The organism is Deltaproteobacteria bacterium (genome assembly GCA_003696105.1).
In the GTDB taxonomy this organism is placed as follows: domain Bacteria; phylum Myxococcota_A; class Polyangia; order Haliangiales; family J016; genus J016.
Map to the genome: position 1 here is coordinate 1 of RFGE01000351.1, position 14,148 is coordinate 14,148.

Annotated in this window: 12 protein-coding genes and 1 rRNA gene; 6 read left to right on the plus strand and 7 right to left on the minus strand. The window is 69.6% G+C overall.

The window, feature by feature from the left end; translation table 11 throughout:
- Both D6689_21755 and D6689_21760 read left to right on the plus strand, forming a co-directional pair.
- The coding region (locus D6689_21755) for a hypothetical protein (protein ID RMH36801.1) at window positions 1–381 on the plus strand (381 nt) is incomplete at its 5' end.
- A 32-nt stretch (window positions 382–413) separates the two neighbouring features.
- Window positions 414–896 carry a DUF192 domain-containing protein gene (locus tag D6689_21760; GenBank protein RMH36812.1) on the plus strand — a complete coding sequence of 161 codons (483 nt, stop codon included), beginning with the start codon at window positions 414–416 and terminating at the stop codon, window positions 894–896.
- 356 nt (window positions 897–1,252) lie between these two features.
- Here D6689_21760 and D6689_21765 read toward each other — a convergent pair whose 3' ends face one another.
- The gene (locus D6689_21765) at window positions 1,253–1,663 is read right to left on the minus strand and encodes a hypothetical protein (GenBank protein RMH36802.1); all 411 of its coding nucleotides are present in this window, start codon (window positions 1,661–1,663) and stop codon (window positions 1,253–1,255) included.
- Window positions 1,664–1,827: 164 nt separating this feature from the next.
- Between D6689_21765 and cobA the strand changes: the two genes are divergently transcribed.
- The 3 genes from cobA to D6689_21780 are packed head-to-tail and all read left to right on the plus strand — an operon-like array spanning window position 1,828 to window position 4,540.
- Window positions 1,828–3,363: a uroporphyrinogen-III C-methyltransferase gene (cobA, locus tag D6689_21770; protein ID RMH36803.1), complete on the plus strand. Its 1,536-nt coding sequence runs from the start codon at window positions 1,828–1,830 to the stop codon at window positions 3,361–3,363.
- Window positions 3,363–4,337 carry a porphobilinogen synthase gene (hemB, locus tag D6689_21775; GenBank protein ID RMH36804.1) on the plus strand — a complete coding sequence of 325 codons (975 nt, stop codon included), beginning with the start codon at window positions 3,363–3,365 and terminating at the stop codon, window positions 4,335–4,337. Before cobA ends, hemB begins: the two co-directional genes overlap by 1 nt.
- Complete coding sequence (locus tag D6689_21780; protein ID RMH36805.1) at window positions 4,334–4,540, plus strand: DUF4177 domain-containing protein; 207 nt, start codon at window positions 4,334–4,336, stop codon at window positions 4,538–4,540. The genes hemB and D6689_21780 overlap by 4 nt, the downstream gene beginning before the upstream one ends.
- A gap of 7 nt (window positions 4,541–4,547) precedes the next feature.
- Here D6689_21780 and D6689_21785 read toward each other — a convergent pair whose 3' ends face one another.
- Genes D6689_21785 through D6689_21810 form a run of 6 tightly spaced genes read right to left on the minus strand, consistent with a single transcriptional unit; the run spans window position 4,548 to window position 13,159 of the window.
- Complete coding sequence (locus D6689_21785) at window positions 4,548–4,937, minus strand: response regulator (protein ID RMH36806.1); 390 nt, start codon at window positions 4,935–4,937, stop codon at window positions 4,548–4,550.
- Window positions 4,903–7,668, minus strand: coding sequence for a response regulator (locus D6689_21790; protein RMH36807.1), 2,766 nt, complete (start codon window positions 7,666–7,668; stop codon window positions 4,903–4,905). The genes D6689_21785 and D6689_21790 overlap by 35 nt, the downstream gene beginning before the upstream one ends.
- A 27-nt stretch (window positions 7,669–7,695) precedes the next feature.
- Window positions 7,696–9,708, minus strand: a complete 2,013-nt coding sequence (locus D6689_21795; protein RMH36808.1) for a serine/threonine protein kinase — start codon at window positions 9,706–9,708, stop codon at window positions 7,696–7,698.
- Between the two features lie 51 nt (window positions 9,709–9,759).
- The gene (locus D6689_21800; GenBank protein RMH36809.1) at window positions 9,760–10,908 is read right to left on the minus strand and encodes a hypothetical protein; all 1,149 of its coding nucleotides are present in this window, start codon (window positions 10,906–10,908) and stop codon (window positions 9,760–9,762) included.
- Window positions 10,905–11,846, minus strand: coding sequence for a LysM peptidoglycan-binding domain-containing protein (locus D6689_21805; protein ID RMH36810.1), 942 nt, complete (start codon window positions 11,844–11,846; stop codon window positions 10,905–10,907). The genes D6689_21800 and D6689_21805 overlap by 4 nt, the downstream gene beginning before the upstream one ends.
- The gene (locus tag D6689_21810) at window positions 11,843–13,159 is read right to left on the minus strand and encodes a serine/threonine protein kinase (protein RMH36811.1); all 1,317 of its coding nucleotides are present in this window, start codon (window positions 13,157–13,159) and stop codon (window positions 11,843–11,845) included. The genes D6689_21805 and D6689_21810 overlap by 4 nt, the downstream gene beginning before the upstream one ends.
- Window positions 13,160–13,765: 606 nt before the next feature.
- Between D6689_21810 and D6689_21815 the strand changes: the two genes are divergently transcribed.
- Window positions 13,766–14,148 (plus strand): 16S ribosomal RNA (locus D6689_21815); the annotation flags it as partial.

Below are 14,148 nucleotides of genomic sequence, written 5' to 3' on the forward strand. Positions count from 1 at the left end.
GGCCTCGTCGCCGGGGTCGGCGCGGTCATGTCCACCGAAGAGGGGCTGCGCAAACTGACGCGCGATCTGTCGCTTCCCAAGGATGTCGCCACCTATCTCGCGTCGACCGCGGCCTCGACGAAAGACGAGGTGCTGCGCATCCTCGCCCGCGAGATCCGCGAGTTCCTCGAGACGGTCAACTTGTCCGAGGAGATCGCGAAGATGCTCACGATGCTGTCGTTCGAGGTCAAGACCGAAATCCGGTTCATCCCGAACGACGAGCGGCTCGGCGGCGTACAGCCGGATGTCAAGGCGCGAGTCGCGCTGAAGCCGCAGACCGGTACGCGCAAGCGGCGGTCGCGGCGGCGCAAGCGGTCGGACTCGGACGCGCCGGCGGAGTAGGGGTGCGGCGCGCGGCTGCGTGGGCACTGGCGATGGCCGCGGTCGCCTGCGGGCGAGCCGGCGGCGAGCCGCCGGCGGCGGCACCACCGGCGACCGAGTCGTCCGGTGCAGCGCGGCGGCCCGCGTCGCCGTCCGTCGTGTTCGTCAACGCCGCCGGCGACGAGCGGCGCGTCGCCGTCGAACTGGCGGTGACTCCTGCCGAGCGCCGGCGCGGATTGATGTTTCGCGAACGGCTCGAGCCGGGGCACGGCATGCTGTTCTTGTTTCCTCGCGAGGAGGTTCAGAGCTTCTGGATGAAGAACACGCTGATCCCGCTCGACATGATCTTCATTCGCTCCGACATGACGGTCGCCGGTGTCGTCGAGCGGGCCGAACCGCGGTCGCTCGAGTCGCGCGCCGTGCCGACTCCGTCTCAGTACGTCCTCGAGGTGCCCGGCGGCTGGGCGCGCGCGAACGGAATCGGCCCCGGGGCGCCGGTACGGTTCGAAGGCGTGCCACCGCCGCCGCCGCGTTGACCGGGCGCGCGATTCGCCAGCCGGCAGGCGGTCGTGTATGGGCGCGCCAGCGAGGTTGCGAGATGCGAGGCGAGGTTCGGCGCACGCACGCAGCGCACGAGGGCGCGTATCGACACACGGAACCGAAGGGCGCGAGGACGTACGCCGCCGATCGCCCGCACATCGCGACCGCAGCCAGCGGCTTTGCGCTACGGCCTCCTTGCGGCTGTCCCTGAATGCCGTGCCCCTCGGGCGAAGTCGGTGGAATCTCGGGCAAGGCGCGACGAAGGCGCTCGGTGCGCCCAAGGAACTGACGAGCACCGCAGCAGGAGGGGGCGGGGACGTAGCACGTGGTGTGCTGTATTCAGGGGCCGCCGCTAGGGGGTGACCGCCGCGATCAGCGCGCCGTCGCGTAGCAGCAACACGCGCTCGACGCATGCGGACCGCGGCGCCTCGAACACCGGGTCGAGCTCGATCGAAAACCGGCTGCCGACCAATGGGCTCGTGAACTTCAGCCCGCGCGATCCGCCGCCGAGCACGCGGATCGTCCGGTCGTACACGCCGGCGCCGACGCTGATGCGTGCGGCGCTCGACTCGGGCGAGTCGGGGGCGACGATCACCCGGATCTCGTCGACGGCGGCGCGGCCCGGCAGGTCCACGGACACGCGCGACGCTTCCGCACAGCCGCTCGGGCGCCGCTTGGTGCGGTCCGCACGCGCACCGGCGGGTGCGAAGGCCAGGCCCGCGATCGCGAGAATCGCCCAGACATGCAGGTGGGGTCGTCGCACGCTACCCGGGGACCCATGCAACTGCGGTGCCCGCAGGTGTGCAGTTACAACAAGCTGAAATTACGCGACGACGGTGCGGTGGCCGGCCGGCGCCGGCCGGTGCCTGGAGGCCCGAGTTGCCGGGTCGCTTGTCCCCGCCGGCTCGACTCTGCCAAAGTCCGCGCGTGGTCGGCATGGTCTATTTCGTGGGCGCGGGGCCGGGCGATCCGGGGTTGCTTACGCAGCGGGGGGCCGCCGTGCTGTCGCGCGCCGACGTCGTGCTGTACGACGGCCTCGTCAACGCAGTGCTGCTCGACCTGGCGCCGGCGTCTGCCGAGCGCGTCTACGTCGGGAAGAAACACTCGGAACTCGGCCCGCCGCGGACGCAGGCCGAGATCAACGCGCTGATGGCGGAGCGCGCGCAGGCGGGCCGCCGGGTGGTGCGGCTCAAGGGCGGCGATCCGTTCGTCTTTGGCCGTGCGGCAGAGGAGATCGAGTACCTCGCCGCGCGCGGCGTCCCGTTCGAGGTGGTCCCCGGAGTGAGCGCAGCCACGGCCGTACCGGCGTATGCCGGGTTTCCGCTGACGGCGCGCGGTGTCGCTGCGACCGTGGCATTTGCAACAGGTCACCGCGCCGCCGAGGCGCCGCCGGTGGACTGGGCCGCGGTCGCGCGCGCGGATACCGCGGTGTTGTTCATGGCGCTGCGCACGCTGCGCGACTGTACGGCGGCACTGATCGCGGCCGGGCGTGCGCCCGACACGCCGGCGGCTGCGATCTACTGGGGCACGACCGCCTCGCAAAGGGTCATCGCATCCACTCTCGGCGCACTCGCCGACGAGGTGGCCGCTGCCGGCTGGCGGCCGCCGGTGCTCGTCGTGGTCGGCGACGTCGTCCGTTACCGCGACGCGATGTCCTGGTACGAGCGGCGGCCGCTGTTCGGCGCCCGCGTGCTGATCCCGCGCCGGCTCGAGCAGGCCGGTGCGTTTGCGTCGGCGCTCGCCGAACGTGGCGCGCAGCCGCTGTTCGCGCCGGTCACTCGGCTCGTCGCGCCGTCCGATCGAGGGCCGCTCGAAAAGGCGATCGATCGCCTCGATGCATACGAGTGGGTCGTCTTCACCAGTGCCAACGCGGTCGAACGCTGGTTCGACGAGCTCGCGTCTCACCATCGCGACGCACGCGCGCTGGGGCTCGCGCGGATCGCGTGTGTCGGCCCGGCGACGGCGCGTTCGCTCGCCGCCCGCGGCATTCGCGCCGATGTCGTGCCGGCGCACGGCGACGCCGCCGCCCTGGCGCGCGCGATCGTCGCGGTCGCCGGGGGCGAGCTGCGTTCGGCGCGCGTGCTCGTACCACGCGCCGAGCACGGTCGCGACGAGGCGGTGGTCGCACTGCGCGACGCCGGCGCCGAGGTCGACGTCGTGGCCGTCTACCGCACGCAGACCGCGGCGCCGGACGACCCGGCGATCCAGCTCGGCCTCCGGGAGCTGCGAGCCGGCCGCGTCGACGTGGCGGCGTTCTTCGCACCGTCGCAGGTGCGCGCGCTCGCGGACCTGCTCGGCGATGGAGCCGCCGACCGGATCGCTGCCTGCCGCGTGATCGCCGCGATCGGGCCGACGACCGCGCGCGCCGTCGAACGCCTCGGCGTGCGCGTCGACCTGGTGCCGTCGTCGCCGGACGCCGAGGTGTTGGCACGCGAGCTCGCGGAGACGTATAACCGGCGGTAATGCAATTTCCTGACTTCCGCGCGCGCCGCATGCGCCGCACCGAGGGCCTGCGGCGGCTGATCCGCGAGACCCATCTGTCGGTCGATTCGCTCGTCTACCCGCTGTTCGTCGTGCCCGGGACCGACGTCCGGCGGGAAATTCCGTCGATGCCGGGCCAGTACAACCTGTCGGTCGACCGAGCAGTCGACGCCGCCCGCGCAACCTACGATCTCGGCATCCCGGCGGTCATCCTATTCGGCGTGCCGGAAACGAAGGACGCCGTCGGCAGCGAGGCGTGGAAGGACAGCGGCGTCGTCCAGCGCGCGATCCGCGCCATCAAGAAGGCGGTGCCCGATCTGGTCGTCATTGCGGATGCGTGTTTCTGCGAGTACACCGACCACGGCCACTGCGGCGTGCTGGTCGACGGCGAACTCGACAACGACGCATCTCTCGACAACCTTGCCCGGACGGTCGTCTCGTACGCGCGAGCCGGTGTCGACGTGGTCGCCCCGTCGGGCATGCTCGACGGCTTCGTCACCGCGTGTCGCGAGGCGCTCGACGAGTACAACTTCGATCACGTCCCGATTCTCGCGTATTCGGCCAAGTATGCCTCGGCGTATTACGGACCGTTTCGCGATGCCGTCGACAGCGCGCCGCGCCACGGCGATCGCCGCGGGTACCAGATGGATCCGGCAAACGCCCGAGAGGCGCTGCGCGAAGTGACGGCCGACATCGCCGAGGGGGCCGACGTCGTGATGGTGAAACCCGCGCTCGCGTATCTCGATGTGATCGCGCGCGTGCGCGACGAGGTCGACCTTCCGGTGGCAGCCTACAACGTCAGCGGTGAGTACGCGATGGTCAAGGCTGCGGCCGAGCGCGGCTGGATCGACTACGACCGCGTAGTGATGGAGACGCTATTGGCGATGCGCCGCGCGGGAGCCGACATCATCATCACCTACCACGCGCATGACGCCGCACGGTTGTTGCAGAAATGATCGAGTACAAGTTCGTCGAGTTGTCCTCGGTAACGGACGAGCAGATCGAGGCGATCGTCAACGAGTGGGTGCGCAAAGGCTGGCGGCTCGACGCGATTCACTTTGCAATGCGCGAGGCGAGCCACCGCCCCGCGATGGCGTTCATCCGGTTCGTCCGCGACGTGCCAGACCCCGGTGGCAGTGCGCCGCCCGCCGCCGACTGACGGGGACTCAACATTCGCCGTGTGGAGCGTGTTGTTCGAACGCCTGTGCGACGAGATCGCGCAGGGTTAGCGGCGAAAACGGCTTCTCGACGTACAGGTGGATGCCAGCTTGCTGGACGACCGGATCGGCTTCACTGTACTCCGAAAAGCCCGTAATCAACACGCGGAGAGCGTTCGGTAGCTCGCGCCGCGCGTGTGCGAGCAGTTCGACGCCGGTCATGTTCGGCATGCGCTGATCGGTCACGATGACGTCGGGATGCCTCGCTCGGGCGAGTTCGAGCGCTGCGGCGCCGTCGCTCGCGTGCAGGACCTCGTATTCGCGCTTGAACAGGCGCGATAGCACGCGCAGCACGCGCGGCTCGTCATCCACGATCAGCATGGTCTTGCGACGGGTCATCGGGCCACCTCAGCAGGAGAGCGGAAAGTCGATCGGGCTCGATCGGCTTGTCGAGTTTCGGATTTGGCAACGCGGCGAGCGCTTCGCGCGCACTCGGGGTGAACGCGCCGCCGGTCATGAACACGATGCGCGCGGCGACATCGACATCGATCGCGCGTAGCGCTTCGTATACGTCGATGCCCGAGATCGACGGCATCATCACGTCGACCAGAATCAGGTCAAAGGTGCGGCGCGCTGCCAGCTCAATCGCGGCGTCACCGCGGTCGACGGCGATCACCTCGTGGCCTCGCAACATGCGGCACAGCGCCGAGCCGACGGCCGGCTCATCGTCGACGACGAGGATCCTGCGGCGCGGCTGGCCGGTCGCGCGACGTGCCCGCGGTGGCGTCGGCCGGGCGGCCGGCGCGCCGGTGGCCGCCGGCAGCACGATGCGCGCGATCGCGCCGCCTTCCGGTCGGTTGGTCAAGCTCAGGTGGCCGCCGAACGAGGTGACGATGCCGTGACAGATGGACAGGCCGAGTCCGGTGCCGACGCCCACCGGCTTGGTGGTGAAAAACGGATCGAACAAACGGTCGGCGATGTCGTCTGGAATACCCGGTCCCGTGTCGGCGACGGCAATTTCGACGTGGCTGCCGAGCGACGTGGCCGTGACCTCGATGATGCAGTCTCGAGTGCGGTCGCCGTCGCCGTCGCCGTCGGTGCGGTCGATGTCGTCAAACGACTGCGCGGCGTTTACCAGCAAGTTGAGCAGCACCTGGACGAGGCGGCCCTCGTTGGCGAGGACGTGCGGTACTTCACCGAGGTTGATCGCGAGCCGAGCGCGGTGACGGATCTCGTTGCGCGCCAGATTCGCCGCTTGGGCGGCGACGGCGGCGACGGAAACCGCATGCGTCGCGTTGTCGTCCGCGCGCGAAAATGCTTTCAGATCGCGAACGATCTGGCGGATGCGCTCGGCGCCTTCGTGCGCCTCGGCGAGCATGTCGGCCAGGTCGTGCGCTGCTTCCTCATCGCCGTCGAGCGCGCGGCGGAGTTCGTCGCGTGCCGTCGCCACGTTGCCGATGACGTAGGTGAGCGGATTGTTGATCTCGTGCGCGACGCCGGCGGCGAGTGTGCCTACGGAGGCGAGTCGGTCGGCGGCGATGAGCTGCCGTTGCAACTCCGTGCGTTCGGCGACGTCGCGGATGATCGCGAGGACGCCGCGGCGACCGTCGAGGATGAACGGCAGGCAAGCCACCTCCCCGACGAGTGTGCGCCCTGAACGGTGAACGAACCGCATCTCGCATGCCGACGTCTGCTGGCGATCGTCGGGGGTTTCGAGCAACACGGCGCGAGCGTCGCCGGCGTCGGCGGGCGCCACGAGGTCGAGCACGTGCCGGCCGAGCAGTTCGTCGGGCTCGTAGCCGAAGTAGTCGACCGCTGCGCGATTGACGAACTCGATGCGCGCGTCGGCGTACAGCAAAACGGAGTCCGGCAGTCCGTCGACGATTCGTCGCACGTTCGCCAGAGCTGCCGCCAGCTCCTCGGTGCGCGCGGCCACCGACCGCTCGAGATCGGCGTGCAAGTCGGCGGACCGCCGCGTGAGGAGGTAGTTGAGCACCAGCACGGCCACGACCAGGGCGAACTCGAGCACTCGAACGGAGCGGACGAACCCAGCTTGCATTGCGAGGTCGTTGGTGGCGGCCGCGCCCAGCAGAGGCGCGAGCGTGCGGCTAGCGGCGAGCCGCCTTATCGCGTCGCTCGGACCATGCGCGCCGGCGCGTTGCGCCGCGCGGGCGACGGCGACCGCGATCGCAATCACGTAGGCGACCAGCGCCACCGCCGCCGCGGGCGCCACGCGCGGCGTGTAGAAGGTCGAGCCGAGCAGGTCGCGGAACGCATGCACATCGCGCGTCATCACGGGAGCGCCGAGCCACGGCAGCAGCACCAGCGATGCCGCTCCGACCTGCACCGCGCGCATGCGTCGCGACACGGGCACGTCGGCCAGCGCCCAGACCGCGCCCAATGCGATCGGCGCCAGGGCGAGTCCGAACGCCATCTGGAGGCGCGCCCACTGCAGCGACCACGCCGCGTCGGTCGTGGTGGCCTGAGCGTACCGGGACAGGGTGAATCCGAGGGCGGCCGCTGCCAACCCCGCGGTATAGCCGTGCAGCGCCGCGCTGCGGCCGGTCGACGCGCGCGCGACCCAACTTTGATGGAGGGCGACGAATAGTGCACAGCCCGCGACCACCAGCCGCATGTCGTTGGCGAGATCGACCCAGTTCACCGGTACCGTAGCGATCGGCCGGACCGCGAGTTTCTGTAGGGCGTGCGCGCAGATAGCCCGCGCGGCGGTAGGCGACTTGACCGTTACGGGGACGACGACGGCGGCGTACGACCGCGATCGCCGATTCGCGGCGAGCCGGTGGGCAGTCGCCCCAGCGGCAGGGCCAACCCGGCGCACCGGAATATCGGACGGGCCCGCGAGGGATCCTGGTCGGCCGGGCGACGGGCGTGCGCTCGGGCGAGGACGTGTGCGTCGTCGGGCGCGCGCCAACGGGCCGCGCGTGTGCCCCTGCGCGCGCGCGCCGGACAGCGCACGGGCAGTCCCGCGCGCGAACCGGCTAGGCGCTGTCCCCGGATGCAGTGCGACTCCGGCGAAGTCGTGGAATCTCGGGCATGGCGCGACGAAGGCGCCGGGTGGGCCCAAGGAACCGCCGCGCAACGCCGCGCGAGGTTTCAGGGGGATTGGCATGTGGTGGCCAGTACTGGGGGACGGCCCTTAGGGCGCGGGCGCCAACTCGAGCGTGTAGGGCGCGTCGAGGGCCGCGCTCGGCAGCGCAGCGGTGCGGGGGCGCGCCGGCTCCACTCGCACGATGGTGCCGGCGGCGAGTTCGAGGACGGCCGAGCCGGTGCGCGCGCGATCGGCGCCGATCCGCAGCGCCAGCGGCAGCCCGCCGGCGCCGCTGACGGTCACCCGGTAGCGGCCCGTCGGCCCGGTGAAGCGATATGCATCGACGTCGCCGGCGCGGTCGACGTAGCCCGTTGTCGCACCGATCGCGATCGGTACCGCGTTGCTGTCCATGTCGTTGGGTTCCACTTCCGTGCCCGGTGTCGCGTCCGTCAAGCTCGCCGTGAGCGTGTAGGTGTCGCTCACGTTCTCCGTCGGCAGCCCGGTGACGTGCGCCTGCGTGACCACCAGGATCACCGGCTCGGTCACCCGGTAGTTGCGCAACCACTCATCGCCGCCGACGCGTCGCTCGTCGGCCCGTGCGAGGAAGTGGCCGTCGGCCGAGTGCAGGTAAAGCGCGATATCGATGTTGGGCAGTCCGGTGACGTGCGCCGTCAGGGTTTGGCTGCCATCCGGCCGGGGCCGCTGCACCAGTGCGTACACGTCGCGATCGGGCTCCGACCGGCTGATTCGCTTGCCCAGATAGCCGGTGACCGGAACGCCCGATGCGATCGGCGTCGCCTGATCCGGCTCGTTGTTCGGCTCGACCTCGACCGTTCGGGGCCCGGCCGGGCGCATCCACAACAGGTACGCGGCCATTGCGGCCGCGGCCGAGACGACCGCCGGTATGGCCACCAGGCGCGCGATCCGTCGCCGACGCAGGCGGCGCTCGAACTGGTCGATGTCGTCCCGATTGAGTCGTTGTTCCGGATCGATTCCGAAGTCGATGTCGACCGGCGCAACGGCAGCCGGGGTCCCCGCCGGCGTCCGCTGCCAACTCGACCCGCTCGGCAACAGTGGCGGCGGTTCGCCGCATGCATCCGCGTACGCTTGGTCGATGGCGGCGCGCAGTTCCTCGACGGTCTGGAACCGGCGCGTGCGGTCCTTTTCGAGGGCGCGCATGACCAACGCGTCCACACCGGGAGGAATGGTTCGGTCGGGAGCGCGCCTAGACGGTGGCACCAACTCTGCGGTGAGATGCTGGGTGAGCACGCCGACCGGCGTCTGCGCGCGATACGGTGGCTCGCCGGTGAGCATGCGGTAGAGCACCGCTCCGAGCGAGTAAATGTCGGCGCGCGCGTCGACGTCTTCGCCGCGGATCTGCTCGGGGGACATGTAGTAGGGCGTTCCGACGATCGACCCACTATCGGTTACTTCCGCGAGCTCTTCGCGCTCCTGGATCTTGGCGAGTCCGAAGTCGAGCACCTTGATGAAGTCGGCACCGTCGCGCGTGCGCGTCACGATCACGTTCTCCGGCTTCAGATCGCGGTGGATGACCTGCACCGCATGTGCCTCTGCCAAGGCGGCACAGATTTGATGCATGATCAACGCGGCGCGCGTGAAGGGCATCGGGCCTTCGCGCTTGAGCACGACGCCAAGGTCGTCGCCCTTGACGAACTCCATGACCAGATACAGCGCTCCGCGCGCGGTACCGAAGTCGAATACCTGTACCGTGTTCGGGTGCGATAGGCGCGATACCGCCTGCGCTTCTCGGCGGAATCGCCGCACGACGTCGCGCTCTTCGCTCAGCTCGCGGTGCAGCACCTTCATCGCCGCGACCTTGCCCATCCGCTCGTGGACGATGCGGTAGACCACACCCATCCCACCGCGTCCGATGCGCTCGATTACGCGGTAGCGACCGTCGACGACCGTGCCGATCCACGCGTCATCTTGCGTGTCCGCGCGCGGGGGCCGGTGTGCGCTCGCCGCCGTTCCGTCGTCGCGTCGGTACAGCAGCGACGACACCTGATGCATGTCGGCGCCGCACTGGCCGCAAAAATTGCTGTCGACGTCGTACGCCGCCTTGCAGTTCGGGCAGAAGAACTTGGGAGACGGCGTGTTCATGCCACGGCAGCGAGATCGTATCGCTGTGCGGTCGACCGGGTCAAACGACACCTAGTGGGCATGCCCCGGCAGAGGCTGAGCGCGGCGCCGAGGCCCCCGCCCGCCGGCGGCGGCCTTGTCCCCGCCGGCCGGCACGACGATACGGCGCCACGCGACGCGGCGGTCGCGCACGGTGACGACGAGCGCTCTCGCGCCGGCGATGCGGTCGTCGGGCAGCCACAGCGGCGCGCCGTCGGCCGCGCCCGCGGCCACGATGACGGGCGGGCCGGTGACGACCGCCGACCCGGTCCGGGCGCCCAGCGCCGCTTCGTCGACGACTGCGTGGACGACCGCGATCGGCCGCGTCGCGCGCGTCGCGGTGGCGATCTCCGGCTCGCCGACGTGGACGCCGCCGAGCGCCACGTCACTGGCGGCATCGCCCGCCTGGCGCGGCGGAGCATAGCTGGCGAGCACGCGGGGGGCCGGGCGAAGCGCGAAGGCGGCGGCAAACGCGTCGATGTCGTCGGCGGTGTGGACGCAGCCGTCGGCGCCGGCGGCGAGTTGGCCGGCGGCGGCGACGCCGGGAAGCGTGCCGACGACGGCGCCGTCGATTTCCACGATCCGCACCGCCGAGCCGTCGACTACCGCCGCGCCGTCGCGCGCGAGGGCGGCGACGGCGGCGCGGTGCGCCGGCACGGATTCGGTCGCGCCCGGCATCGCGATCGTGATCCATGGTGCGCCGCGGACGATCTCGGCGAGCGACCGCGCGATATCCTCCTCGACGGTGCCCATGCCCCCCAACGAAACGACCGCGTCGACGCGCGCGCGTTCGAACTCGGCTCGAATCTGCTGTAAGTTGTGCAGCGCGGCCGGCGTCGGGGCGCGCACGTCCGCGACGACGCCGAGCGTCAACGTGCGGTCGCCACCGGTGACGCGCAATACGGCGCCGCGCCGGTCTGCGCGGCGGCCTGTCGGCGTCGCGATGGAGCCCGCGTGCTCCGCCTGCGCGTCGACGTTCCAACGGGCGCAGCGGAATGGCGCGCGCATCGCGTCCGCGCGTGCCAATGCGGCTGCGACGCCGGCCGCCGCCGTGCGGCCCGCGACGCCACCCGGCCCTGCCGGATCGGCGGATGGTCCCGGGAGCAACTTCCACCAGGCCGCGGCGACGATAACGGCGGCTCCGGCGACCGCGGCCGTTGTCGCAGCGGCGCGGCGGCTCACGGTCGGCCGTCAGTGACCTTGCCGCCGAGCCGCGTCCACAGGGCGCGCACCTTCGGCGAGTGATCGTACGCGCTCAGCGCGCGGTCGGGGGCACGGGCGAGCGCCTTCTCGAACACTGCGCGCGCGGAATCCTCGTCGTCGAACGCCATGTACGCGGTGCCGAGCAGGATGCCGACGTCAGCGGCCAGGTCGCTCGGAAGGTAGTCGAGGTCGAGTTCGACGAGGGCTTTCTTGATGGCAGCGAAGTCGCCCTCGCGCAGTGCCGCCCGCGCAGCCGGCAGCGCGCGTTCGGCAAGCTGCTCCATCTCGTGGCGACGCCGCTCGCGTGCGGCCGACTGGTCGTCGATGGCGGGTAACCGCTCGCGGCGGACGCGAACGTTGAAGATGGGAATGACGATCTTGTCCCCGCGCTCGAGTTGGTCGGCGTCCGTAAAGTTGTATCGCTTGAGCAGCGACGCCTTGTCGCGGTCGCCGAGATAGGCCGCGGCGATGCTCTCCAGCGTCTCCGTCGCCTGTGCCGTGTGAGTGACGTGAAATGGCACGAACAGGCGCAGGCCGGCCGGCAGCGTCGTGCCTGCGGGCAGGTTGTTGAATGCGGCGAGGAACTCGGCGCGCCGCGCATCGCCCATGTAGCGCTCCGCGAGTTCTGCGAACGTGTCGCCCGCTTCCGTCGTCAGTTCGCGCTGAATCGGGATGCGCAGGCGCTCGCCGGGCTTCAGCTTGCGCGGGTGCGTCATCCCGTTGGCCTTCATGATGAACACGGCGTGTTGCCGGTCGCCGTAGTACTCGGCGGCGAGTAGCTCGAGCGTGTCGCCCTTGCGCACCTTCACGCGGATGGTGTCGAGCTTCTGCGCGCGGGCGACAGACGGGGCCACGGCAGCGATTGCCAACGCGACCGCTGCGGTGGCCAGCGGCGCTCTCCTCGACATCGGCGTCATCGGCGGGTCCCCCGCTTCTCGAAGTCCACGACCAAGTCGACCGACTCGCCGGGGGGCACGTACAGGCGACGCTCGACCGGTTCGAAGAAGTCGTTTTCGACGACCACGTCGTGCTCGCCCGCGGGGACTTCGATCGGCCGTGCGACCGGCGTCACCGCGGCGAGCTTGCCGTCGATGTGCAGGCGCGCCCACGGGTACGCATGAAACACCAGGCGTCCTGCCGGTGGCGGCGCGGCGGCGAGTTCGGCCGCGCGTGGGCTCTTGCCGATGGGCGCCAGGTGGATGAGGCCGACGACAAACGCGAGCAGCGCCACCACGGTCGCCTGGAACTGGAGCCCGCGGCGTACGACCTGGCGGGCGGCGCGCGCTTGCGGCGTGAGCGGCGCACCGGCGGGGCCTCCGACCGCCGGGTTGAGGTACTCGTCGGCCTCCAGCTGCGTGATGATGTCCTGGTTCTTGAGGAACAGCACCAGCCGCGCGTGGTAGTTCATCTCCACGTGCTTGGCGAGAAACCGCTCGAGCGCCATCACCAGGTCCTGCGCAGACCGGTACCGGTCGCGCGGCAGCTTTTGCATGCACTTGGCCATGATCCGCTCGAGCTCGCGCGGGATGTCCGGGTTGAGCTTGCGCGGGCTTTCGTACTTCTCGAGGCGGATCTTGTGCATGACGGACTTCTGTTCGTCCTCGACGAACGGTTTGCGCCCGGTGCACATCTGGTAGAGCACGATTCCGAGCGAGAAGATGTCGGAACGCGCGTCGAGTTTGTCGCCGAGGATCTGCTCCGGCGACATGTACGACGGTGTGCCGATGCCCGTCCCCGCGTCGGTGAGGTCGGCGCCGTACGTCTTGTCGCGCGCGATGCCGAAGTCCATCAGCTTCACGCCGCCCTGGCGCGCGATCATGATGTTCGCCGGCTTGATGTCGCGGTGAATGATTCCCCGGTAGTGGATGTAGTCGAGCGCCCGCGCGACCTGCATCGCGATGATCGCCGCTACGTCGTACGGGATTCGCCCGCACCTTTCGAGCAGATCGTACAGGTCGATCCCTTCGACGTACTCCATCACGATGAACAGCGCGCCGCGCTCTTCGATGTAGTCGTAGACGTGGATGATGTTTTCGTGCTGGAGGTTGGCCAGCGACTGCGCTTCGCGCTCGAACCGGGTCACGATGTGCGGCTCGGCCGCGGCGGAGGTCTTGAGCGCCTTGATGGCGACCGTCCGGTTCAGGGAGTCCTGTATGGCGCGGTACACGACGGCCATCCCGCCGGACGCCACCTCGTCCACGATGCGACAGTTCCCGATTCGCTCGAGCATGGGTCGACCGGTTCCACTTTAGCCCGAACCTCGCGGTCGCGCCGGTGGCGACCGGCCGAGCCGCCGCCGTTCCGGTTCCCAACCGACCGGGTGTCCGCGCAACTGCGCTTGTTTCTTTGTGATTTTCACTGGTTATGTGGTTCTCGGACCAGGGACCGGCCGCCGCAACGCACGCCGGCACGACCGGCGCCGGCGGTACGCTCATGGAGCGGTCGTCCGAGCCCCCGCCCCCGCGATCACCCGGCTGGGCCGCGGCGCGCCCGATTCGCCAGCCGGAGGAGGCGTCGCGCGGGGCGGGCCGGCGCGACGTCGCGCTCTGCGCGCCGACAAAACCGCGAGCGATTTCCGCGTGTTGCGCTGTATGTGGCGCGTCCGTACGGCGGCGAGATTTTTTCGCGAAAAACAGTGTTGACACGCCAGGTCGGCGACTGTATATGTCTACGCCCTCGCAGCGATTCCCTTCGGGGCTCGCGGCAACCGAGGCTAGATTCGTTGGTCCGGTCTCTGAAAACTAAATAGCGAAGACGAGTGGGTTTTAGCTGTACAACAGTACGAACCCCGGGTTTATGCTGGCTCCGGCCGGCAAAAACCCTGGATCAAACCTTTTAAGTGGAGAGTTTGATCCTGGCTCAGAGCGAACGTTAGCGGCAGGCCTAACACATGCAAGTCGAGCGAGAACGGTGCCTTCGGGCGCCTAGTAAAGCGGCGAACGGGTGAGTAACACGTGGGTAACCTGCCCTCCGGTGGGGGACAACCATCCGAAAGGATGGCTAATACCGCATACGTCCGCGAGTCCTGCGGGGCTCGCGGGGAAAGACTTCGGTCGCCGGAGGATGGGCCCGCGGCGCATCAGCTTGATGGTGGGGTAACGGCCTACCATGGCGAAGACGCGTAGCTGGTCTGAGAGGATGATCAGCCACACTGGGACTGAGACACGGCCCAGACTCCTACGGGAGGCAGCAGTGGGGAATATTGGACAATGGGCGAAA